Source organism: Gammaproteobacteria bacterium, from assembly GCA_024235095.1.
Classification (GTDB): Bacteria; Pseudomonadota; Gammaproteobacteria; order Competibacterales; family Competibacteraceae; genus UBA2383.
The window spans coordinates 611,540-634,044 of the sequence record JACKNC010000001.1; the positions used below are offsets into that span (position 1 = coordinate 611,540).

At 48.5% G+C, this 22,505-nt stretch carries 19 protein-coding genes; 6 read left to right on the forward strand and 13 right to left on the reverse strand.

Annotation, left to right across the window (positions count from 1 at the left end):
• Positions 1–2 precede the first annotated feature (2 nt).
• Positions 3–350: a DUF2818 family protein gene (locus tag H6973_02625; GenBank protein MCP5124553.1), complete on the forward strand. Its 348-nt coding sequence runs from the start codon at positions 3–5 to the stop codon at positions 348–350.
• 83 nt (positions 351–433) lie between these two features.
• Entirely contained in the window at positions 434–1,303 is an 870-nt protein-coding gene (locus tag H6973_02630; GenBank protein MCP5124554.1) for a phosphoribulokinase, read from the forward strand.
• On the opposite strand, the gene H6973_02635 is transcribed toward H6973_02630, so the two are convergent.
• Positions 1,193–2,179, reverse strand: coding sequence for a DMT family transporter (locus H6973_02635; protein ID MCP5124555.1), 987 nt, complete (start codon positions 2,177–2,179; stop codon positions 1,193–1,195). The two genes, H6973_02630 and H6973_02635, sit on opposite strands and share 111 nt — an antisense overlap.
• 33 nt (positions 2,180–2,212) lie before the next feature.
• Complete coding sequence (locus H6973_02640) at positions 2,213–5,080, reverse strand: DUF349 domain-containing protein (protein MCP5124556.1); 2,868 nt, start codon at positions 5,078–5,080, stop codon at positions 2,213–2,215.
• Positions 5,081–5,290: 210 nt separating this feature from the next.
• Here H6973_02640 and H6973_02645 point away from each other — a divergent pair, with 210 nt between their 5' ends.
• Entirely contained in the window at positions 5,291–5,719 is a 429-nt protein-coding gene (locus H6973_02645) for a phasin family protein (protein MCP5124557.1), read from the forward strand.
• A 62-nt stretch (positions 5,720–5,781) separates the two neighbouring features.
• Here the strand turns inward: H6973_02645 and H6973_02650 are convergent, their stop codons facing one another.
• Positions 5,782–5,988, reverse strand: a complete 207-nt coding sequence (locus tag H6973_02650; protein MCP5124558.1) for a YdcH family protein — start codon at positions 5,986–5,988, stop codon at positions 5,782–5,784.
• Positions 5,989–6,197: 209 nt separating this feature from the next.
• On the opposite strand from H6973_02650, the gene ttcA reads away from it, so the two are divergent.
• The 3 genes from ttcA (at position 6,198) to H6973_02665 (ending at position 9,984) form a co-directional block, all read left to right on the forward strand.
• A complete protein-coding gene (gene ttcA, locus H6973_02655) occupies positions 6,198–7,079 on the forward strand; it encodes a tRNA 2-thiocytidine(32) synthetase TtcA (GenBank protein ID MCP5124559.1) in 882 nt (293 codons plus the stop codon).
• A 216-nt stretch (positions 7,080–7,295) separates the two neighbouring features.
• Positions 7,296–8,729: an undecaprenyl/decaprenyl-phosphate alpha-N-acetylglucosaminyl 1-phosphate transferase gene (locus tag H6973_02660; GenBank protein ID MCP5124560.1), complete on the forward strand. Its 1,434-nt coding sequence runs from the start codon at positions 7,296–7,298 to the stop codon at positions 8,727–8,729.
• A 298-nt stretch (positions 8,730–9,027) separates the two neighbouring features.
• Entirely contained in the window at positions 9,028–9,984 is a 957-nt protein-coding gene (locus H6973_02665; GenBank protein MCP5124561.1) for a cellulase family glycosylhydrolase, read from the forward strand.
• 11 nt (positions 9,985–9,995) lie between these two features.
• Here H6973_02665 and H6973_02670 read toward each other — a convergent pair whose 3' ends face one another.
• The 10 genes from H6973_02670 to H6973_02715 form a co-directional block, all read right to left on the reverse strand.
• Positions 9,996–11,108, reverse strand: coding sequence for a DUF1972 domain-containing protein (locus H6973_02670; GenBank protein ID MCP5124562.1), 1,113 nt, complete (start codon positions 11,106–11,108; stop codon positions 9,996–9,998).
• A 6-nt stretch (positions 11,109–11,114) separates the two neighbouring features.
• Positions 11,115–12,056, reverse strand: coding sequence for a sulfotransferase (locus tag H6973_02675; protein MCP5124563.1), 942 nt, complete (start codon positions 12,054–12,056; stop codon positions 11,115–11,117).
• An 88-nt stretch (positions 12,057–12,144) separates the two neighbouring features.
• Positions 12,145–13,059, reverse strand: coding sequence for an NAD-dependent epimerase/dehydratase family protein (locus tag H6973_02680; GenBank protein MCP5124564.1), 915 nt, complete (start codon positions 13,057–13,059; stop codon positions 12,145–12,147).
• Entirely contained in the window at positions 13,034–14,275 is a 1,242-nt protein-coding gene (locus tag H6973_02685; GenBank protein MCP5124565.1) for a glycosyltransferase family 4 protein, read from the reverse strand. Before H6973_02685 ends, H6973_02680 begins: the two co-directional genes overlap by 26 nt.
• Before the next feature lie 247 nt (positions 14,276–14,522).
• A complete protein-coding gene (locus H6973_02690) occupies positions 14,523–15,428 on the reverse strand; it encodes a sulfotransferase (GenBank protein ID MCP5124566.1) in 906 nt (301 codons plus the stop codon).
• Between the two features lie 35 nt (positions 15,429–15,463).
• Positions 15,464–16,798: an O-antigen ligase family protein gene (locus tag H6973_02695; protein MCP5124567.1), complete on the reverse strand. Its 1,335-nt coding sequence runs from the start codon at positions 16,796–16,798 to the stop codon at positions 15,464–15,466.
• A gap of 64 nt (positions 16,799–16,862) precedes the next feature.
• Positions 16,863–17,762, reverse strand: coding sequence for a glycosyltransferase family 2 protein (locus tag H6973_02700; GenBank protein MCP5124568.1), 900 nt, complete (start codon positions 17,760–17,762; stop codon positions 16,863–16,865).
• Between the two features lie 123 nt (positions 17,763–17,885).
• Entirely contained in the window at positions 17,886–19,199 is a 1,314-nt protein-coding gene (locus H6973_02705; protein MCP5124569.1) for a flippase, read from the reverse strand.
• Positions 19,200–19,314: 115 nt separating this feature from the next.
• A complete protein-coding gene (locus tag H6973_02710) occupies positions 19,315–20,712 on the reverse strand; it encodes an undecaprenyl-phosphate glucose phosphotransferase (protein MCP5124570.1) in 1,398 nt (465 codons plus the stop codon).
• Between the two features lie 495 nt (positions 20,713–21,207).
• A complete protein-coding gene (locus tag H6973_02715) occupies positions 21,208–22,335 on the reverse strand; it encodes a hypothetical protein (GenBank protein MCP5124571.1) in 1,128 nt (375 codons plus the stop codon).
• Positions 22,336–22,505 lie beyond the last annotated feature (170 nt).

The window sequence follows — 22,505 nt, forward strand, 5'->3', positions numbered from 1 at the left end:
GGATGACGCAAAGCCTGATTGTCGGTCTGTGGCTGGTGTTGGCGGCGGTTGCCGCTAACCTGCCTTGGTTGACCGAACGCTGGTGGTTTGTAATCGCCCGCCTTGATCGGCGGGCGAAGCCGTTTTGGTTGCGGCTCATCGAATGGGGTCTGTTGTATGGTCTGATCATCGGTATCGGGTTGGGGCTGGAATATAAGGCGACCGGCGCGATGCATGAACGGGACTGGGAGTTTTACACGGTGACGCTGTGTCTGTTCGCGGTCAGCGCGCTACCTGGATTTATTTATCGCTATCAGCTGAGGCGATTGCTGGAACAGGCGGGGCGTACTTGTACTCAGAGAACAGAGTGAAAGATAGCGGTAACCTGTTTGCTGCACTGCAATATAACTCGGGGTATAATTAAAGCCGCTTGAATTCACTTCGCGGAGCGGCCATGTCCAAACAGCATCCGATTATCGCTATTACCGGTTCGTCCGGCGCTGGCACCTCAACGGTTCGGGTCGCGATGGAACACATCTTTCGGCGGGACGGGATCAATGCCGCGATTGTCGAAGGTGACAGCTTTCACCGTTACGACCGCGAGGAGATGCAGCGACAGGTCGATCTAGCATTGCAAGAAGGTCGTAATTTCAGTCACTTCGGCCCCGAGGGTAATCTGTTCGACCGGCTGGAATCTCTGTTCATGGAATACAGTGAGCGGGGAACCGGGTTGCGGCGCTATTATCTCCATGATCAAGCGGAAGCCGATCGCTACGGCCAGAAGCCCGGCATTTTTACGCCCTGGACCTTGTTACCGCCTGGCAGCGACCTGTTGTTCTACGAGGGACTGCATGGCGGGGTCATCACCGATAAAGTCAATGTGGCGCGTTATGTCGACTTGCTGATTGGCGTGACGCCCATCGTCAATCTGGAATGGATCCAGAAAATCCATCGTGACACCGCCGAACGAGGATATAGCGCTGAAGCCGTAACCGATACCATTCTGCGGCGGATGTATGATTACACCCATTACATCGTGCCGCAATTCTCCTGCACCGATATTAATTTCCAGCGGGTGCCAACGGTGGATACCTCTAATCCTTTCAGCGCCCGCGATATTCCAACCCTGGATGAGAGTTTCGTAGTGATCCGCTTCAAGGAGCCGCGTAAAACCCATCCGGATTTTCATTATCTCCTACATATGATCCACGACTCATTCATGTCGCGTCGCAATACCATTGTGGTCCCGGGCGGCAAGATGGGTTTTGCCATGGAACTGATCCTCCAACCTTTGATCGAGCAGCTGATCCGCCGGGAGTATTGAAGGGTTTCCGGTTTCTCCAGGCGAAGATTCAGACGCCCGCAGAGTAATCACCGCGACGCCTGCCAGCGTCATCAACCCGCCCAGCAGCAATTTCCAGGTCGGCTGATCGCCCCACACCATTACGCCCAGTAAGACCGCCAGCACCGGCGCCAGCAACAATAATGGCGTGATCAGGCTGACCGGATAACGGGTCAACAGATAATAGACAATACCGTGCCCCACTAGCGAAGCGCCAACGGCCGAATAGACCGGCATGGCAAAATCCAGCCAGTTTGCGGTGCGCAACGCTTCAACTTGTCCCTGTTCCAGTAGCAGCGATAACAACAACAGATTCGGAGCAGCTACCGCACCGATCCAGGCTTGTAGTGTAAAAACGCTGACGCTCGATAAACGGCGCATCAAAATCGTCGCAATCGCCATGACCAGCGAAGCGCCAGCGATCCACGCCAAGGCGTCCAGATGGGCAATTACCGTCGGATCGAAGCCAATAATCATCACACCGGCAAAGGCGGCCGCGATTCCGCCAATTCGCCAACGGTCCAACCGCTCACCTAGCCATACCACCGCCAGCAGCGCCGAGAAAGGGACATAGAGCTGCGCGGCGATCGCCACTGAAGAAATGTCGCCGCTGACATCCAACCCAATGAAAATCATACTGAAATGAAAGACACCCAACAGAAAACTGATTTCCAGCACCGGCCGCATTTTTCCCGGAAACCAGCGCAACCAGGGCCATAGCAGCAGAATCAGCACCGTGAAGCGCAGAGTAGAGAACATCAGCGGCGGAAAATGCTCGACGCCCGCTTTTCCCGCCAGGAAATTCAGCGACCAAGCCACATTTGCCAGCAGCGCCAGCAACAAGTCACCCGGTTTCACAGGCAGCGCCAGGTAAGACGCGCCAATCCGGGTTTAGACCTCCTCACGGCGCCACTCGGTTTGCAGGGCATTCAGGAACCGGGCATCCAGTTCCGCTTCCTCTTCAGTAGGTAAAGCGCCCGTCAGACACCATTGCTCACGTAATGCTTTCGAATCGTAAAGCGCCTCAGGTTTGGTGACGTCCCCGGCCAAGGAGGCCGACAGCCGAGCGACCTGGTATTCCATCCGCATCTGAGCAAAAGCGGGCGGCGATTCCATTCCTGCAACGATCTCCATGCAGACACACCAGATCTTCTTGCGTTCCAGGTTGTGCTCCAGCTCCGTGCGGAGTTGCTTCACTTGTTCGGGGGGGGCGGTCAGCGCCTGACAGACCCGGTCGAACCGGTGTTGCAGCGATTCCTTCAACGATTCTGGTAGTTCCGGCAATGTCGCCCATTCCTGTCGCACAGCTTCCAACACCGCAGCATCTACCGGCTGCGTTATGAGTAGCGCCTCCAATCGGCCGCACAACCGCGAGTATTGATGTAAGTGCTGGAAAACTTGCTCGTCACGGTTTCGGCGCAGCGCCTGTTCATGGCCGGTAAACTGGCGAACAGCGCTCTCAAAGCGCTGTTCAAGGATGCGTTGTTCCGTCCGGGGTATGGAGCCAATAGCGCCCCACGCCTGCTGGACCGCCTGCAATCGCGCCTGCGCTTGCGGCAGATGTTCGTGATCGACCTCGACCAGTGCTTCGATTTCCTCGCATAGCGCCTGTTTGCTGGCTAGGTGGGCCTGGCGTTCGTTATCAGCAGCTTGATGTTCCGCTTGGCGGCGGGCGAAGACTGCGTCACATGCGGCGCGAAATGCTTTCCAAAGGGATTGTTCCTGGCGAGGCGATGCTTGCACGGTCGGCGGCCATTCCGCCTGGGCGCGCTTAGCGGTTTCGATAGCGACGCGCAGATCAGTGCTGTCCATGACCCCCTGAACCTGATCGATGAGTTGCTGGCGACGTTGCACTTCACGATCACGCTCAGCGTCCAAATGGGTGTCCAGGCGTTGTAAAACCCGTTGAAAGCGACGATCCAGAGGTTTGCGGTCGGTGCGGTTGACCGGACCCAGTTTGTACCATTGTTCCTGTGCGCGGCGACGCACCCGGTCGGCTTCCCGCCAGTCAACCTGTTGCCAGTCTGTAGTCACTTCAAACTGTTCCAGGTGGGCGCACAGCGCGGATTTTTGCGCAAAATGCTGCTGGCGCTCACGCGCCTGAGCTTCAAAATGAGCCTGACAAGGCGCATAAGCACGTTCGCAGGTGCTGTTAAATCGCTTCCAGAGTGCTTTGGGCGCTGCGCCTTCCTGATGATCCAGCGCCTTCCAGGCATCGCGAGCCTGTTGAATGCGCCGCGCAATTTCGGTAGGGTCAATGTCCAGGCCAATCAATTCCTGAGCGGTAGCGCATAATTGTTCGCGCGCCTGATGAGCGCCCCAGCGCCGCCAGTCGCGCAGCTTGCCCAGTTGCGCGGCGCAGCTTTGCAGGCGCTCCTCGATTTGTCCCATCTGCGCCCGGCTTAACCCAATATTCTGTTTAAGCTGCCGGCGGGCTTGTTCTTGAAGGTCCGTTGCTTGTTGTGATTCACCGTTTTCGATCGCAGCCTCGAGTTGCGCGGTCACTTCTTGAAGTTCCTGCCATTCCCGATCGCGCTCCTGAAGCTGACGCTGTATCCGAGCGCGCAATTTATCGAGGAGGCTATCAAATTCATTCTGCAATTCAGCAGCTAACGTGCGAGATTCGGGGCGTTCCAAGGAGTCCCATTGCTTGCGTAAGGGGGTGATGTCGGTTTCCTGGACTTCACTGGGTTGCTTCAACAGTTTTTCCATCTGTTGCAAGACTTCGCGCAGGCGATTAGCGTGAACCTGGTTGTGTTGCAAGATGCGCTCCTGCTCGTGAATAGCGGCGACCAGTTCCTGAAAGCGTTGTTCCAGCCGCCGACCCTCACTATCCTGGACGGCACCAAAATACGCCCAAGCGGCGGGCGCTTCGCGAGTTCCATACTGGATGGCGGCTATAAGTTCGGCGCTGGATTCGCCTTGTTGGCGCAACCGCTCCAGCAGGTTTTCCAGTGAGGCAATCAGTTCCAGACGTTGGGTCCGGCGATTGGCGCTGGTCTGTCGTTCAACTAGAAAGCGTTCCCGTGCTTGGTTATAGCGCTCCCGCTGTTCCGGGGAAGTCCCGGTTTCATGGCTTCGCCATTCCTGATCCAGCTTCGGGAACCGACCCGCATTAAGCCCGCTTTCACCATCCCAGCGCAGGTTTTCCATTTCATTGCACAGCCGTTCGAGGCACGCCGCTTGGGCCTGAGCTGTTTGATGGGCGTCCAGTCGCTCTTTGGCCTGGCGATAGACGCGCTTGTCGCGGTTGCGGCTTTGGCGAACCACCTGCTCGAGTAGTTCGAGATCCTGTACCCGCTCCAGCGCGGCCAGACGCATATCCAGATGCGCGTTTTGCGCAGCGATCTCGGCCAGAGCCGTTTCTGATGTAACCTGTTCCAGCGCGGCCAGACGCAGCTCTGGTTCAACCGCGTGGCGCAACAGGAACTCAATCAGCATCGGATCAGCGCTCTGGCGCAAGCGTTCCAACCGCTCGGCCAGCGGCGGCCCTTCGACAACCTTGCCGGCCAGCAGGCGGTGATACTGGTCTTGGGCGGCAGCGCGCACTTCCAGGTTCGCCTCTTCACGAGCAAGCATCTGGAGCAGGTCGAGATCATCGAGACGCGCCAGCGCAGCGCAACGAATCGCAGGATCAGCATCGCGCCGCGCTAGTTCAGTCAATGTCGGGTCAGTCGGCTCCAGCCCCTGCAAAGCCTGTTTGCGGGTCTCGGGATCAGTGTGTTGCCACTTGGGCTTGAGAAAACGGCTCAGGATCATGGGGTGATCAGCATGATTGCAGAGTAGTGGGGAGATGTTGCCGGCCAGGATAAGGTCGGATCAACTGATGATTAATGCACTACTTTATCATATCCAGTGATAAGCCGTGGCCTTGGCATTAGGATGTTTGCACTAGTTTTGCCTGTTACATTGATTTCAGGTTAAACCGATGGAGCAAAATTCGGATAATAGTCCGAAGAGGAGTGAACAATGAACGGGCAAACAATTAAGAACCTTCCCGAGGCCCTGGATCACCTGGAACAGATTTTTGAGGGGCGCGTCTTGCGGGCGTTAAGGCGTCTGGGCGTGCCGACCCGTGATGATTTACAGGGCATTGCCCGACGGTTGCAAGAGATCAATGAGCAAATCAGGGAACTGGCAGGCGACCGGCAGACGATCATGACCGCCCAGGCAGCGAACTTTGATGATTTGAAACTGATCACTGGGATCGGGCCGGTGCTGGAAAACAAATTGAATGCCGCCGGCATCCAGCGCTATGAACAGATTGCCGCGTTGACCGGTGCGGACATCGAAAAACTGGAAACCGAGGTGATTCACCTGAATGGGCGCATTCGTCGCGATGGCTGGATCGGTCAAGCGAAAGAATTACATGTAAAAAAGTACGGGGAGTTAACGTAGATCGGTGGTCGCTATGCACTCCCCTCGCCCGTTAGGGGGGAGGGGCCGGAGGATGGATCGGCTTAGGCGTTCAGGTCGGGAATGATCTTGCTTTCCAGATGGGCGATCATGTCTTTAAGCATGAGTTTGCGTTTTTTGAGACGTTTTAGTTCCAGTTCGTCGACCAGAGGGTCTTTGGCCAGGCGGGCGATCACATCGTCCAGGTCGCGGTGCTCGACGCGCAATTCGACGAGCCGGTGTTTGTAATGTTCGATGTCATGGGTCTCCATAGGTGGAGTTCTCCGAAAAATGGCGGGGTCTGGTTTGTCCGGCACAGCCAACAGGGTCCGGGCGGGTTCCCGACACACGGCTTTCGCGGTGGTCATGGAAACGGAGTCTAGTCCGCTGGCGAACCGGCGGCAAGCCATCCGCCTGACGCTATTACGGGGAATTTCGGGTAAAGTTCCCGGTTGCACAACCGGTTCCCGGAGACTCAGAGATGACAGCGCCGATCAGAAAACAGCAATTCAACTTTAATAAACTCCAGAAGCGCCTACGCCGGAATGTGGGCCGGGCGATTCAGGATTTCAACATGATCGAGGATGGCGACCGGGTGATGGTGTGCCTGTCCGGCGGCAAGGATTCCTTTGCTATGCTCGATATCCTGCGTAACCTGCAAGGGCGGGCGCCGGTGGATTTTGAGCTGGTTGCAGTCAATCTCGACCAGAAACAGCCGGGCTTTCCCGAGCAGGCGCTACCGGCCTATCTCCGCAGTATCGGCATCCCCTTCCATATCATCGAGCAGGATACCTATAGCGTCGTCAAGCGGGTCATTCCCGAAGGCAAAACGACTTGTGGACTCTGTTCGCGATTACGGCGAGGAATCCTGTACACCTTCGCCGCTGAGCAGGGCATGACGAAAATCGCGCTGGGCCATCACCGGGATGACATCCTGGAAACCTTGTTTCTCAACCTGTTTCATGGCGGCAAGCTCAAGGCCATGCCGCCGAAGTTGCTCAGCGATGATGGCCGGCATGTGGTGATCCGTCCGCTGGCTTATTGCCAGGAGCGCGATTTGGCCGCTTATGCCGAAGTTCGTCAATTCCCAATCATTCCCTGTAACTTATGCGGTTCGCAAGATAATCTGCAACGTCAAGCGATCAAGGCCATGTTGCGGCAATGGGAGAGACAATTCCCTGGGCGAGTAGAGAACTTGTTTGCTGCACTGCAAAATGTAGCGCTTTCGCATCTGGCGGATATCCGATTGTTTGATTTTACTGGACTCGGCGCGCGTAATGGCGGGCAGGCCCCGGATTGGTTGCCGGGGGGGCGTGAAGAGGTGGAAGAACATGCAGATGCATTTCAAAATGAAACATTGTGAAAAACACTTGTTTCAAAATTCAATAGTCTTGTCTCTTCTCTGACCTCTTTCTGGCGATTTTAAGTACAGGTAAATCCTGATAGGTATTTTTTTTCGTTGGGCTATTCGCAGGATAGCCCAGTGGCGCGGTTTACGAGAGTTAAGATGGCATTTATCTTGCTGATCACGGTTAAAGAGATACCAGATACCCTGGTATAAGTTTTACGGGATATTGGCATGTTTTGGCATGGGTGGCTGTTGTTGCTGGGCGTTGGCGTGATGACCTCACTGATGGGAACCATTCTGGGCCGGATGTTTTTCCATTATCTGGTTTTTGATGATGATTCCGGCGAGGTCAAGCAACCTTCTGTCGGTGCGCGGTGCATTGGTGGGTTGGGTATCCTTGGTGCGGTTTTGATGAGTTTAAAGATGGCCCATGTTCATCAATGGATGAGCAGCGCCGAAGTGGGAGTGGTGGCGAGTAGCGTTTTGTTTCTGTTCGTCATCGGGGTTGCTGATGATCTTTGGCGATTGAGCTACCGGATGCGCGGTTTGAGCCAGGTATTGGCGACGGGTCTGATGGTGTATGGCGGTGGGATTGTGCTCGCTGACCTGGGTGAAATCATGCCGAGCATCGCGGTAGAATTAGGATCATTGGCGCCGGTGTTGACAGTGTTTGCGATATTGATGGTGATCCATGCGTTCAGAAAGATGGATGAGATGGAGAATTTGGCCGGTGCGGTGGCGTTAGTCAGCCTCTTGTTGCTGGCGATAGTGATGCTGGGAGCTGAGCAGCCGCAGTGGCTGGTTTTGCTGGCGGCTTTGATTTCGGGGGTGGTCGGCGTCCTTGGTTTTAACCTGCTTTGTCGCCTTCGCGGTCGAGCGCTGACGTGGCTCGGTAGTGGCGGTGCGATGGTGTTGGGGCTGCTGTTGGCCTGGTTGTTGATCGGGATGTCTCAGGGGGCGGCGCGGGTGATTACGCCGATGACCGCTTTGTGGTTATTGGCCATCCCGTTGATTGATGTGCTGGCAGTGTTGATTCGGCGCGTCGGACATGGCCAACCGCTGTTCGCGCCTGATCGCTTCCATTTGCATCATTTGTTGTTGCGCGCAGGGTTCAGAGCGACTGATGCCGTTTTGATGATTGTGCTGTTGCAAGGGCTGTTGGGGGTCGTGGGTCTGGCGGGTTTATTCGAGGGAGTTGATGAGGGGTGGATGTTGGCCGGGTTTCTGGCGGTCGCTGCAGGATGGGTTTGGGCGGTTTTTCGCACTGAGCGTTGTCTGCCCGCGTTACGGCGCTTGCAGCACCGGTTGGGGTGGGCGAAAGCGGAGAGTCAGGGCGTGTTCGTCGGTCATTTTGGTCTGGAAGCGGCGGTTCGCGTGGCATGTACCCTGCAAGATGAAGTCACGGCTGATAGCGAATATGATTTGCAAGTCTATCAACTGGATAAGGATAGCGATGATCCGCGCTTGTATGCGCTTCTGGAGACGCCGTTGGCGGAGGGGAGCCGGTGTGCGTGGGAGTTGGAGCAACGAGTCAGGCGCTTGAGAAGGAGTTTCAGTACGCTTGAGGGGGTCGAGGTGCGCCAGTACGTGCGTCGCGCGGAGCATGAGCGGCGGGTGCAGCAACGGATTGTGGCTCAGGATCGGCGGCAGATCGATCATCGCTAGACCTGCAGTCGGAGTGACCACCGTTAATAGTCCTACAGAGAGGAGGGGCGCGGGTTGGTGCGTTCCATATCTCATCCAAGATCACGGGTCAGAACAAACGCGGATCATACAGCCATTTCAAACGAACGCCGGTCAATGCCTGTTACCTTATGTTGCTATTCACTGATATTTTATACACATGACTGCTTTTTGCAAATTATTGATAAGGCTAATCTGCATTATCGCTCTGAATACTCTTTTCACTTCGGCTCATTCCACTGAGTGGGGGCCTTTTCGTGGCGCTACTGCGAGCGTCGAAATGAGTGAAAAGGATGTTGCTGACTTTGCCAATCTTGGCGGCAATCTTTTGCGAATCGGTTTTAATCGAATGCCATTGATGCATAAAGAACCACCTTATGAATTTAACGAAAAAGCTTTTGCAAAGCTCGATCAGATACTTGACTGGTGTAAGCATTACGGTGTCAAAGTCGTGATTGATCCACATACAATGCCTGGTACTGAACGCAATACAAGCACATCACCAGATGACGAAATTTGGCATGATTTTAAGTATCATGATTTGCTCAATAGTCTTTGGGATCGTATTGCCAGACAATACCAAAATCGAAATGATGTCATTGCCGGATATAACCTGCTGAATGAACCAGCCGCTAGGTTATTGCCGTTTCCAGACGGACCTGCTGACTATAACACATTGATTCGGCGGCTTGTTGAAACCGTGCGCAAACAGGACAAGACAACGCCAATTATTATTGAACCTCCTGTTGGCCGTACTGTATTAGGTCTACGAGTGAATAGAATGCAAGGCTTGACCTATCTTGAGCCACTCCTGTATCCAAATATTATTTACAGTCCACATATGTATGAACCTGGCTCGTTTACCCATCAAGGGGTTAAGGATTTCAAAATCGGCATTAAATATCCTGGCCGCATTGGTTTGCGCTATTGGGATAAGGAGGCTTTGCGGAAAACATTGGCGCCAGTGGTAGAATGGCAAAGATTACATCAGGTACCAATTTATATCGGCGAATTTAGTGCTTCGCGCTATTCAGGCGAGAGCGGCGAGCACTATCTTCGCGATTTGATCGATTTATTCGAGGAGTACGGCTGGAGCTGGACCTATCACGCTTGGCGAGAAGCGCCGGTGTGGGACACTGAAATTGCGGGTACAGAGAAAGATGACCGAGCCAAGTCGGCTAATGCACCACGCTTGCAACTACTCAGGGATGCTTTTGCTCGTAACCGCGTTCCTTGAGAACGCTTTTCCTATCTATCGAGCCAGTCCAATAAAAGTTTTTCATACTGACCCAATACCTGATCCCAGGTGAACGCTTCCTGGAACCGCTGGCGACTGGCGGCACGCATCCGGTTGATTTCATTGTCATCGTCCAGCAGTCGATCCAGTTCCCTTGCACAGTCGTCTTCGTCGGTGAAGTAGTGAGCGTCGTCCCCTGCAACCCAGCGGTTAAAGCAGTTGTCGTGGGCCAACACCGCATTTCCAGCACCAAGCGCCTCAACCAGCGAGGGATTAGTGCCACCGACGCGATGCCCGTGAATATAAAGACGGCTGTAGAAACGCAGGGCTTCGACAATGTCCTTATCATAAATTGCTCCGGGGAACAGCACCTCGTTGCTGGCAGCTTGGCAAACAGCTCGATGGAAGGGTTTACTATCCTGGTAGTGACCCAGCATGACCAGCATTACACTGCGCGGTTTTCGGGAGAAGGCGCGGACAATTTCAAGAATAGAATTTTCCGGTTCAGGACGGGCGATAACAGTGATGAAGCGTCCGGGTGAAAGACCCAGAGCGTTTAATTTGATAATGTCAGCATCAGTAATTTCCTGTGCGCCATACGGGATCATGGTGATTTTGTTGCGAGAGACACGGGTTGCAAGGTGATTCTTGATTGCTGGGTGATCAGCGATCAGGTGATTACCAAACCAGCAGCCGCAGCGTTCATTGAGCCAAAGCCAGGCGCGCTCGTGAAAGCGCCATTTTTCGCGCCGCCATTCGATGCCGTCCATATTGATCAGGTTGCGAATGCCCTTGAAGCGGTAGGACAGACAGAAAGCAGCAGTATTGTAGCCGAGCGTCAAGACCAGACTGCTTTGGTTTGATTTTATTAAGTGTTGTATGGAGCGCCAGTCGAAGATGATAGTGCCCATTGCACCTTCTTTTTTCACGGGAATGGTGAAACGACGCACACCTTGCCATTCATCTTCTATAATCGGACCGTCATCGCCGTTTTTCTGGCAGTAAACTGTGACTTCCCATCCTCGTGCGACTAGATAAAGGGATAGATATTCCGCAAAAGTCTCAAAGCCACCATGTTTGGCAGGGATACCGCGAATGCCTGCAATTTCGACAATTTTCTCCATCAATCCTTATCCACTTGAGTATCCTAATTCGCGCATTACCACATTAAATTCGGCTTGAATCGTGGGATGTAGTTCAAAAGGAGGTTTAGGTTCAACAGGGTGCAGGATTTTTTTTGCATATTCGTCAAATTTTTTGTCAATTGCTAATTCGCAGAATTCTCTTAATGCTGTTAGAGTCTTCGATGTTTCCAAGCAAAGATTCTCATAGATGACAGTGTGAACATCTTTAGGATATTCAACTTGTAGTCGAAGTCCTTCACGCATCGTAATAATCCACTCCACAGCAGCCATGTCGGTATGGCGAGTAAAACCAGCAATTTCTTTTGTATGCGCCGCTAAACTAGGATGTTCTGGAACTAACTGTTCTACTAGAAGTTTCCATTTACGTTTATCTATACCCCACCAGTCGTGAGTTTCTCTAATTTTCTGTTTACCTAGTCGTTTTGACCAGTTCTGTATGGAATAACAAGTGTCCCATCCATTGCGTGTAAGGAAAAGAAATTTTGCGTCTGGAAATATTTTTTTCACAAAAGGTAAACGAAAAACTAACTCAGGGTACTTATCTACTACACGTGAAGATCCGGTTAATGTTAAATACCAGCCAAATAATCGATGCATGGATTTTTTGACTGATTGTGTAGCCTCTAAAGCTCCTAATCTGTATTTAGCATCTTCGCGTGAGTAACTACCGATTAAATCTTCTCTATCGTAAGCTGAGTGCCATATAGCTTTTGGTTCGTTAAGAAAACCCACATTTGGATGAATAGATAACACAATACCGAGAACTGTTGTACCACTTCTTCCGGTACCGACGATAAAAATTGGTTTTTGGACAGACTTAGGTGCTGGAATACGTTTTTCAATGTTGAAAAGTGCAAATATTAGTGGATTGATCCACCGTCCTTGTGTTGTTAGAGGCCGTCCTTCAAACAAGCTATAACTCAACAAACGACTGTAAAGTTTTGTTGGACGTTTTTTTATATATTCTTTGTCAATTTGAGCAATCATAATTAGTTTTAACAATTACCAATTATAGTTAATCAAGATTAGATAACCAATTCCAGTGCGCTCTTATACCAGTTTCCATATCAGTTTTTGGTTGCCAATCGAACTCAATTCTTGTTTTAATTATATCTAAAGTAATCTTCTTAACATCAAATGCTCTTCCTGACCGGTAATCAACGTCTAAATTTTTTCCGGAAACCCTACGGATTATTTCTAGCAAGTCATTAAGTGAATAACCAACACCACTTCCCACATTGAATACTCCGACCTCGTCACCAAAGCCAGCTTTCACACAGAGAGAAACAAGATCACTAATATAAATGTAATCGCGAATAACCGAGCCGTCTCCCCATATCTGAATTCGGTCACCATCCTTCAATCTTTGTAAGAAAGTGGAGATAACACCTTGCACACCAATATGCCCCTGTCGAGGACCATATGGATTAGATGGGCGAAGAATAACAGGTTTGATTGCATGCAATTGTTTGAACATTAATAGATAATTTTCAACAGCTACTTTGATTACACCATACGAGCAAATCGGGTTTAATGGATGTGTTTCTGGGACTGGCTCGATAGTTGGATTTCCATATACTGTGCCTCCAGAAGAAAGATAAACAATACGCTTAACCCCTAGCTTAATCATTTGTTGGATTAGCTGCACAGTACCAACTAAATTTCCATTGATATCAGCAACAGGATCAAGGTTTGAAGTACTCGGCACAGATGTACTGATTAGGTGAAAAACAATGTCCACATCTTGCAACGCCTCTGCAATCTGCGCAGAGTCGCTAAATGCTCCAATACGGTAATCTACAAAAGGATGGGGTTTCTGATAGCGATTTGGATTGCGATCAAAAACACGAATTCGGCAATCGATTGCTCTTAGCTCGTCAACAAGATGTGAACCAATAAATCCATTACCGCCCAGAACTAGTACGCGCATCTAGCACCTTTTTATAAATACTCATTAACTTTTCGTATTGCTGTTCATCGTTAAATTCCGAATCAGAATATTCTTTAGCTCTACGTCCCATTTCGACTGCTTTTTCCGAATTATTCCATAAATCAAGCATTGCATCTGCTAATAATCTTATATCGTGAGCTGGGTATACAATTCCTCGCTCACCGTGCTTTACCAATTCAGGAATTCCACCACGATCTGTTCCAATTACAGCCTTTCCAAAAGCAAAAGATTGATTGATAACATAAGGAAAATTTTCATGCCACACAGACGGAACTACAACGAATCGGGTTCTCTTCAATATATCATCTAAGGCAGTACCCCAAAGCGATCCAACAAATTCAATATTATTTAAGCCAAGACTGTTAGCTAAAGCTTTGAGCTTTCCTGCGTCAGGACCGTTACCTACAATTTTAAGGCGAACTGTTGGTGCAAGTGCTGCTGCGCTTACAAGTATATCTACACCTTTTTCATCAATCAATCGCCCAAAGTAAAGTCCATAATCTTCATAATCCGGACTGTATGGATATTTCCGGCTTTCAAATGGATTGCGTAGCATATCCCAACAAAATGAACCCACACCCCAAAAATTTTCAGTTTCACGCGCCATAAATTCACTTGAAAACAAATACATATCAACATACTTACTATAGATATTCATGGCATTATGCGAGTAAGCCTCCAGACTGCTTGCAATACTGAATGCCAGTGAATCCTTACAACAACGATTGACAATAGCTTTATAGAAACGCTTACCTCGGCAATCAGTACAGATATGTCCATGATGATAGAGTTTGTAATTCGGACAGATGTGCTTATAGTCATTGCAGGACATTACCACCGGCACATCTGCTTCGTAGGCCGCCACCAGGATAGATGGCGTTAAGTGAACATGAATAGCAAACGCATGTACTAAATCAGGTTTTGTATCATCTAGCAAACGAGCAAATTTTTCTTTTGCCTTGAGTGAGTAAATCATCCGCTTAATATTAAATGCACGTCTCAAAATATTACCATCGCTGTACTCGGGTGGATCAATAAAATACTTTTCATATGGGCTAGGTCTATTGTCTGATGTGCTGGTTGAAAAATAAACAACCTCATGCCCATGTTCTTCAAGTAATCGGCCGGTTTCAAAGAAAAATACTTCAGCACCTCCGGTGAGCTTAAAGAACTTATGAGTTAGTAATAATTTCATTTCCGTCTTAATCGAAAGGTGAAAATGCGAAGTAAAAACGCGACTAGCTATCTAATTGGTTGGCCTATCAGTGTAAAGTAACCTCGAACCTCCATTAATACTCCTCTAGGGCAACCCAACCTATACTCGTGTTCCTGCCACTCATCGATAATGCTTAAATTGCGGCCTATTTAGATACTAAATTATTAAAATTTTTTATATAGAAATCGAAAGTGGGTTAATTTTTAGCTAACCTTAAAATCATACTTTATATTTTCCATAGTTTTATGGGTCTTTCTAAGCAAGATTCTAGCTTGATTATATCATTTTCATAAAAAGACATTAATCTCTCATAAGTAATTGGATTAATCTTGGTTGATTTGTCAAGATTTGCACTACGAAGTTTGTTACGTAGCATTTTTGCTAATGAGTACAGACGGATTGTCTTAAAAAAACCACGAATAACCTTTTTAGAAAAACCTTTTGGATGGATTATTCTCTGCAAAACTAAATTTTTGGGGATTCCAGACTCATTATGAACTTGACCCATCGATGCAAAAGGATAGTAATCCACCCCCAAAAATTGATATATTTCTCCCATTTCTTCATTAAGGTTTTTTATCCATTCTTCAAATATTATTATTTTCACATTAGTAAATTCTTTACAATACGAATAAACTGCATCACTTAACATTCCACATGCTCGGTAGTGCCAAAAGAACTCATAGTTTTGGTTAATGCGATATTCCTCTGCATCAAGCGCCGCTTCAAAATTCAAAGTTTCTCGGCCATCTCTTATTAAATGCATGTAATTTGAGAATGCCCTATTTGCAGGATTTCTAATCATTATTATAATCTTAACGTCCCCTAATATTTTTTTAATCTTTGGGATTGCGCCATTCCAGTAGTAAAGCGAGTCAGGACTTGCTTCACCACGCAAAGGATATGCATCAGAATTGTCAAATAATTTCTTATATTCATCGAAATTTTTGACTATTTGAGACTCTACTAAGTCATCACCAGGGCCTTTTAGTGGAGATGGGTAGCAGCCATACGAAAAAAATTTCGGTTCCTTCTTGGCAGGAGTAAATATTTGCGGATGTTCTCCTAAATACTCGAAAAGCGAGGTGGTTCCTGCTTTAGCAGCACCAACAATTAGAAAGTTTGGTAACATCAATCAAGCCCTCAAATTGGTCGAAATACCTTAAATCAGTCTACTACTAAATTATGTTTTCTAATGATTAGAGCATTTGAATATGCTAAACTTAGGCCTATCAATATCCAAAATAGCAAGGCTATAGGCTTCGCTTGAAAAGGGGATGTTGTTACAGCCATTACTATAAATAAAAAAAGCACTGTTCGCATACTGCTGAAGAGTGCTATATCAAAGTCAACATGCGAATAGCGAATCATACTCAAATTTTTCCATATTTTTAATAGAAAGACTATAAAAAGGATAAATCCTAATAAACCATGTTGACCAGCTATGGAAGCAAGATTATTGTCTTGAAAAACACCTTTCGGAATATAGTATCCACCAGCCAAAACATTTTCTTCTCTAGAAGTTGCTAATTTATAGTAAACGATGCTCCCCCAATTTCCAGCGCCTATACCTATTAAAGGTGAATCCGATAAGATATTTAAAGTTGCAAGTGCATACGTTATTCGGCCTACAGTAGTGATATGCTCGTAGTAACTAATATCAAATAAAGACGAGAACCGATCAGCTATAAATGAAAATGCGCTATTCTCGCTATTGCTTAGTGAAAAAACGGTAATTAGCGCAACAAGAGAAAAAAACATTAAAGTCACTAGTAAAAGAGGACGTTTTATCCATTCTGAGAAAAGTACAACCAATATAACACTAAACAAAAGTAACCAAACAGTTTTTGACGCAGCAACCAAAATCAAAATTACTCCGCCTAACATATAGTAAATTGGGACATGAGACCTTTCATCGAACAAAAATCTTTTTAATTTATAGACTATCACTATTGAAATCAAAATAATAAAAGAAAAAAAATTCTTACTCAGCAATGTCCCAGATACAACATTTTGCAATATTCCCGATGTTCTATATTCAGGCTTTGATAAAATATAGTCATTCAAGAAAAAGAGAGTTACTTGCTCACCCCCAACGATTTGAAGAAATCCAATTAACCATTGGATTCCAATAACTAAAAGACTTATTCGTAAGAATCTTATAATATGAATTCTTTTTATCGAACAAGATAAAAGTAGAAAGGCAATAGGAACATATTTCAATTCTATAAAGATAGAGTAAACTGATTCTACAGGGGATACACCTTGAATTAGGCTTGATATTATCCATACAGTGATAACAATAGAAAACAGTGCCTCAGTCTTATAAAATTTTCCCTGAATATTTTTTTCTGCTACATAGCAAAAATAGAAAAAACCCAAAAAGATAAAGTCGATTAAGTCAAAAAAATCGCCTAACTTAAACTTTAAAAAAGGTTCTAGGCTTAGAATAAAAAAATAAAGGCCTAACATATAAATTAACATTGTTGGTTGTTGTAGCACTACTGCTGTTCCCCTATAAACTACGACGCCTCAATGGGCAATAACTGCATTTAATAACCAATCACTACTGTAAGGATTTTTTAGAAATGAGATAAGCGCCTTCAATATATCCGATAATGGGCGATATACTGCGAAATTTAGCAGCGGCCGACAAACTATGGATAAAGCGTCCAAACTCAGAGACAAAAAAGTCTACCCATCGAAAGCCACATATTTTCTTATTTTTTCTGAACCAGTAATGGTGATTTACAAGCTGCATCTTGAACAATCTTTTAAGTGAAAGCCTTGAAACAGGAGACTGCCTGTGTTCGCATCGCCAGCTTGTATCTATTATTAAACGATACTTCCCAGCAACTCGACAAGAAAAATCTAAATCTTCTCCATAACCATAATCAGAAAAATGTTCATCAAACAGAAAATCTCGAAAGACTTTTGTAGCATATGCCATCATAAAGCCATTGAGAGCTTGAGTTTCAATTACCTGAGTACCTGCTGCTATGGGATAAACAGCATAACCTGATTTCTTTAACCCCGCACGATTAAAAGAAAACTCTGGTAGGAGAAAAAGCCGACGCATAAAAGACGTAGGCGACATATTCCCATCAATCCCACCAACTCCACCTAAATTACTATCATTATTATTCAACTTTATAATTTCTTTAAATTTTTTAATACAATTTATATCCACAACTGCATCATCATCCAAAAACAAACACCACTCACTATTTGGGTTTAGCTTGCCAATCCCCAAATTACGTTGGCGAGTTAATCCCTTGATCGAACTAAAATAACGTAAAAGATCATCATTAAATGATTCAACAACAACTCTACTTCTGTCATTAGGACTTGAGTCAACGATAATTACCTCTATTGGTTGAATGACTTGCCGCAATATATGCTCCAAACAAATTCTAAGATCGTCTGGTCTGTTAAATGTCGCAATTATTACCGATATGGCGCTCATCACTAAAGATTCCACTGTTAAGCAAATCGGCAAACACCAAAGTGATACTCAAGTTTTTTCAAGATGGTATGGAAACATGATGAGCAACTTAGCTGCACTTAATGAGCATCTGCCTTTATTTTGCTATTTCGAGATCAAGGGTTCACTCGAAAAAACTAGTTTTCTAGCGGAAAAATAATACAAAATATTTTGTGTTGCAACTACAAAAGCCGTAGCAATTGACGCCCCCAAGGCTCCATAAACCGGAATCAAAATCAAACAAAGAACTATTGCACCTGATGCTGACACAATCGTTATCCGACGCAGTGCACGTTCGTTCCCGGTCATCATCAACAGATAGCCGACACTGCCAGTCGCAACATTCACAAACTGACCGCAAGCCATAATGCGAAGAAAATTCCCGGCAGCCTCAAATTTACTCCCAAAAAGATGCAGAAAAGCACCTGGAAAAAACAAAAACATCATGAGCGCCGGAGAAGCAGCCAAGATCATCAATCTCGTTGATGACTTCACCACATTTCTTAATGCAGCCAGATCGCCCTGTTGATGCAACTCGGCAAACTTCGGCGCGGCAATGCTATTTACCGCCACCAGAACAAAGCTCACCAACATCGCCGTGCGGTTAGCCGCATTGAACAATCCCACTTCATAAGTCGTGGAAAAAACACCCAACATCAACGTCGGCATCCAAGCAACAATCAAATTCATGATTGCCACCCAGAAAAGCGGTACAGAGGAACTGAACAGTTCTTCTATAGAAAACCGCCCAGCTTCCTGCGGATGGTGATTCGTCGATATCCTCCACCGCCAAACCCCGAAACCGAGCGTTACCACCGCAGCCATTACATAAGCCGCTGACGCACCCGCTACACCAAACTGAATAATCAACAACGGGCTTAACAAAATCATCAACGCCGGCGCGATCACACTCAACGTCGCAATTGCGTCGCGAATGCGTTTCATTCCTTGCAACGCCTGCGCATGAATCACAAACAGCGCAAAGGGTGGCACTGCAAGACTCATCACTTGCAAAGGCAACGAAAGCGCGGCTTCGTTGAAAACCACAGTCGCTATCCAGTGGGCGGACGCGAACATGACTCCTGCCAGCACCAAAGAAATCACCACTGTCAACTTGAAGCCAAGACGGTAAACCCCCTGCACCCGCGCATAGCGCCCAGCCGACTCCGCCGCCGCGATAAACCGGATCAACGTATTATCCAGGCCAAAACGCGCTATGACTGCAGCAATCGTGACCAGAGTAAACGCCAAATAGTAAATACCCGAACCCTCCGGTCCCAACATCCGGGCAATCAACAGATTCAATCCGAAAGCTGCAAGCGCCGCCAGAAACTTCAGCGACGCCGCCGTACTGGCTCCCCGCAGCAACTCGCGCAGGTGGCCATCCATCTGGGTAAATTGAAGACTTAGTACTTTCATTATTTATATTGCCAGGCTGATCAGGCAGCGTGGCAGGTCAAGTTTTTCGGAAACTACCGTACCCTACTCATGGCATCGATCTCCCCACTCATCCAACCTAGCCTCTTTCTTTCCCTCAATACGCCTCTCGATCCCAAAGCACTCTTAACGCCGTATACGCAACAATCTGCAGATCCACGCGCAACGACCAATGCCGAATATACCAGAGATCATACTCCACCCGCTTCTGCATTTTCTCAATTACCTCGGTCTCGCCGCGCCAGCCATTTATCTGCGCCCAACCAGTAATTCCCGGCTTCACCTTATGCCGCAGCATATATCCTGGAATCAACTTGCGATATTGTTCATTATGCGCCACGGCATGTGGGCGCGGCCCCACAATCGACATCTGCCCCATCAGCACATTAAAAAACTGCGGCAATTCATCCAGCGAAGTACGGCGCAAAAACGCTCCCAAAGGCGTTACTCGGCGATCATTCCGCTGCGCCTGCACCACCTGATCGCCATCCTCGCACACCGTCATCGTCCGGAATTTCCAGATATTGATCTTGCACCCATCCAACCCATAACGGGTTTGCTTAAAAAGCACCGGCCCCGGCGACGACCGCTTCACCGCAAGCGCGATAACCACCATCGGCGCCGCGATCAGCACCAGAATCAACATTGACAACACCACATCCTCTACGCGCTTCGCCAGACCATTGACCCCCGACAAAGGCGTTTCAAAGATACTGATCGTGGGCATGTTACCGATGTTGATCCATTGCGCGTGCAACAGATCGAACACAAAAAAGTCCGGCACCAGATACACCGCCACCGGGGCGTCCGCCAAGCGCTGAATCAACTGCGCAATCCGATCCTGCGCCTTCAATGGCAACAGGATGTAAACGACATCAATCCTCCCGCTGTAGGCGCATTCAACCAAATCCTGAAACGAACCCAACAAAGGCGCTGGTAGGTTTGAAGGCAACCGGTCGTCGCCATAACCAGGTTCACGGTCATCGAAAAAGCCCAGCAAACGTAAACCAAGCGCCGGATTGCGCTGCAGATATTGCGCGAACTGACAACCATGCGCATTCGCCCCACCAATCGCCACTGTCTGCATGCTGAAACCGCGCATGTGCAAAAAAGACAACAATTTTCGCAGCGCCAGTCGATAGCCTATCAGTCCCAGCGGCGTTCCGACTGCCCACAGACTCATGGCCAAGCGCGAAAAATCGCTCGTGCTTTTGGTAGCGTACCCCACGATCAGCAACCCTACCCCGACCAGCGCCCATACATACAAAACCGGCATCTGCCGCCAGAAATGATAAAGGTCTGTGCTTTCAGCGCCCACCATGAATAGCACCGTCGCCAGCAACGCAACGGCTGCATAATGAGATGACCAAGAGACGCCCAGAATCTCAACGCAAGACCATAAGCCTAATACAATTATCAGCGCATCCATCAACCGATGCGCGACTGATGACAAAGAGTGATGAAAACGAATACCCGGAGGATGATGTTGAATCATATTAGTTTATTCATAAAATAAAATTTTTTACACATTAAGTTTTTAGAACAGTAGATGAACTCAGTGTTAATCTGAAAAATTTACGAGATTACCACTCATTAATTTAGGATAATTGCACTATTTTAGTGCACAAAGAGCCTCTCCAGCCCACTAAAAAGAGCCATAAATCATTACGTACCGAAATTCTTAGCAAGAATTAGACCACACCTACATTCGAGTCGATGCTCAGCGCGATTCCCCGAAAAAAAGCCCCCTTGGCGGAACAGAATTTGCTTTGAATATTCAGTTGCTAATCAATCAGGAACGGGTCGGGAAAACCGGCTAGGTCGTTGCCGTATGGGGGCCGGCGCTCCAACCGATGAGAAGACGTGATGTTTCAAATTGAAATGGAGGTGTTTCACATCATTTCATTTTGAAACAAGCAGAGGTCGCAAGCCTGCCCTCTGTTCTGTTGTAAAGGGAGAACTCAACCTATCGCGTTGTGGTGTAGCGCTCTTAAGGTGCGCCTGGCTCTTGCAGATAACCGCTCAGCTCAACAAAGCCTAGACCCGGATGGCTCCCGCTAATCGTCACTGCGCCTTCCCAATACACCAGATAGGACGTAGTTCGCCCATCGAACTCACTATTTTTGATCACCGGCGTCACCGTCACATTAATACCCTGGGCTGGCAAGACGATAGTCCAGCCCATCGGATAGGTCGCGCCAGTCTGCGGACTGGTCCATTGCCCAGTCGCCGCCAGCCGAAAATCCGCCTCCGTCAACACAACAGTTTCATCATGCAGGGTGTACGTACCTGAGCGCAAAACAGTTTTACCATTGCGGTCGAATAGATCGTACAGCATCACATTGGCTCCGTTATCAAGCTGCAAGGCGAACCAGTTCCAGCCCAGTGCCGCCGGACGAAAGTCTCCCCATTGATGATCAAACCAGACCTGACCCGTGACCTGCTGCATCTGGCCAGGCAGACCGGCCATGCCGGTCGCGCGCATCCGGGGGCGCGAATAGTAATAACTGGAGCCCGCCTGCTGAAAATCCAGCAGACCTGTCCCGCCCTGCAATACCGGCGGCTCACGACTTTCCAGCGACAGGTTCAGGGTGAATTTTGGATCATTTACCTGTAGCGTGTCGCGGCCATCGCCGCCAGCCATCCGCCAGTCGCCCAACTGAAAAGCGAATTGACCTGGCCGGTCGGTGGTCGGCTTGCCGGCGGTGCGCCGCTGTGCGGTGTAGTGACGGCCACTAGCCTGATCAAGAAATGAAGCGTGCGCGACCGTCCAAGTGGCCAGACTGTTGATCACGAACAGCGCGTAATGGAAGCTGTAGCGGCGCTGGTCAGATCCCCAAAGATGTCCGCTGTAGTACCACCACTCCATATAATGGGGGTGTGGCGCGTCATCTTCAGGGAGCTTGACCTGCTCCGTAGCGGTGTAAGTCACCTCATAACCATCGGCGGCAGTCTGATTGACCGGCAGCAGACCCTGACGCCAGAGTTCATGCAGGCCCCAACCCAGGAGTCCAACCAACGCCAGCAGACTGAGAAAAACCATGCGTCGGCTGCGACTGCGACTGCGGCTGTGGCTGCGGCTGCGGCGACTCGACTGGCTGCGACTGCGAATTAACATGGGAAAGATGTCTGTCCTGTTTCGCGTAATAGAGTCCCGCGATTATATACCAAATACCCATGCGCAAAAGTCCGCTGGCAGACGATAACCTATTGAATCACTGACAAGCCCGTTCCGGCAAAAGCTCAATTGTCATCGAGAAACGATATGGATCTGTTACGAAGTGGTAT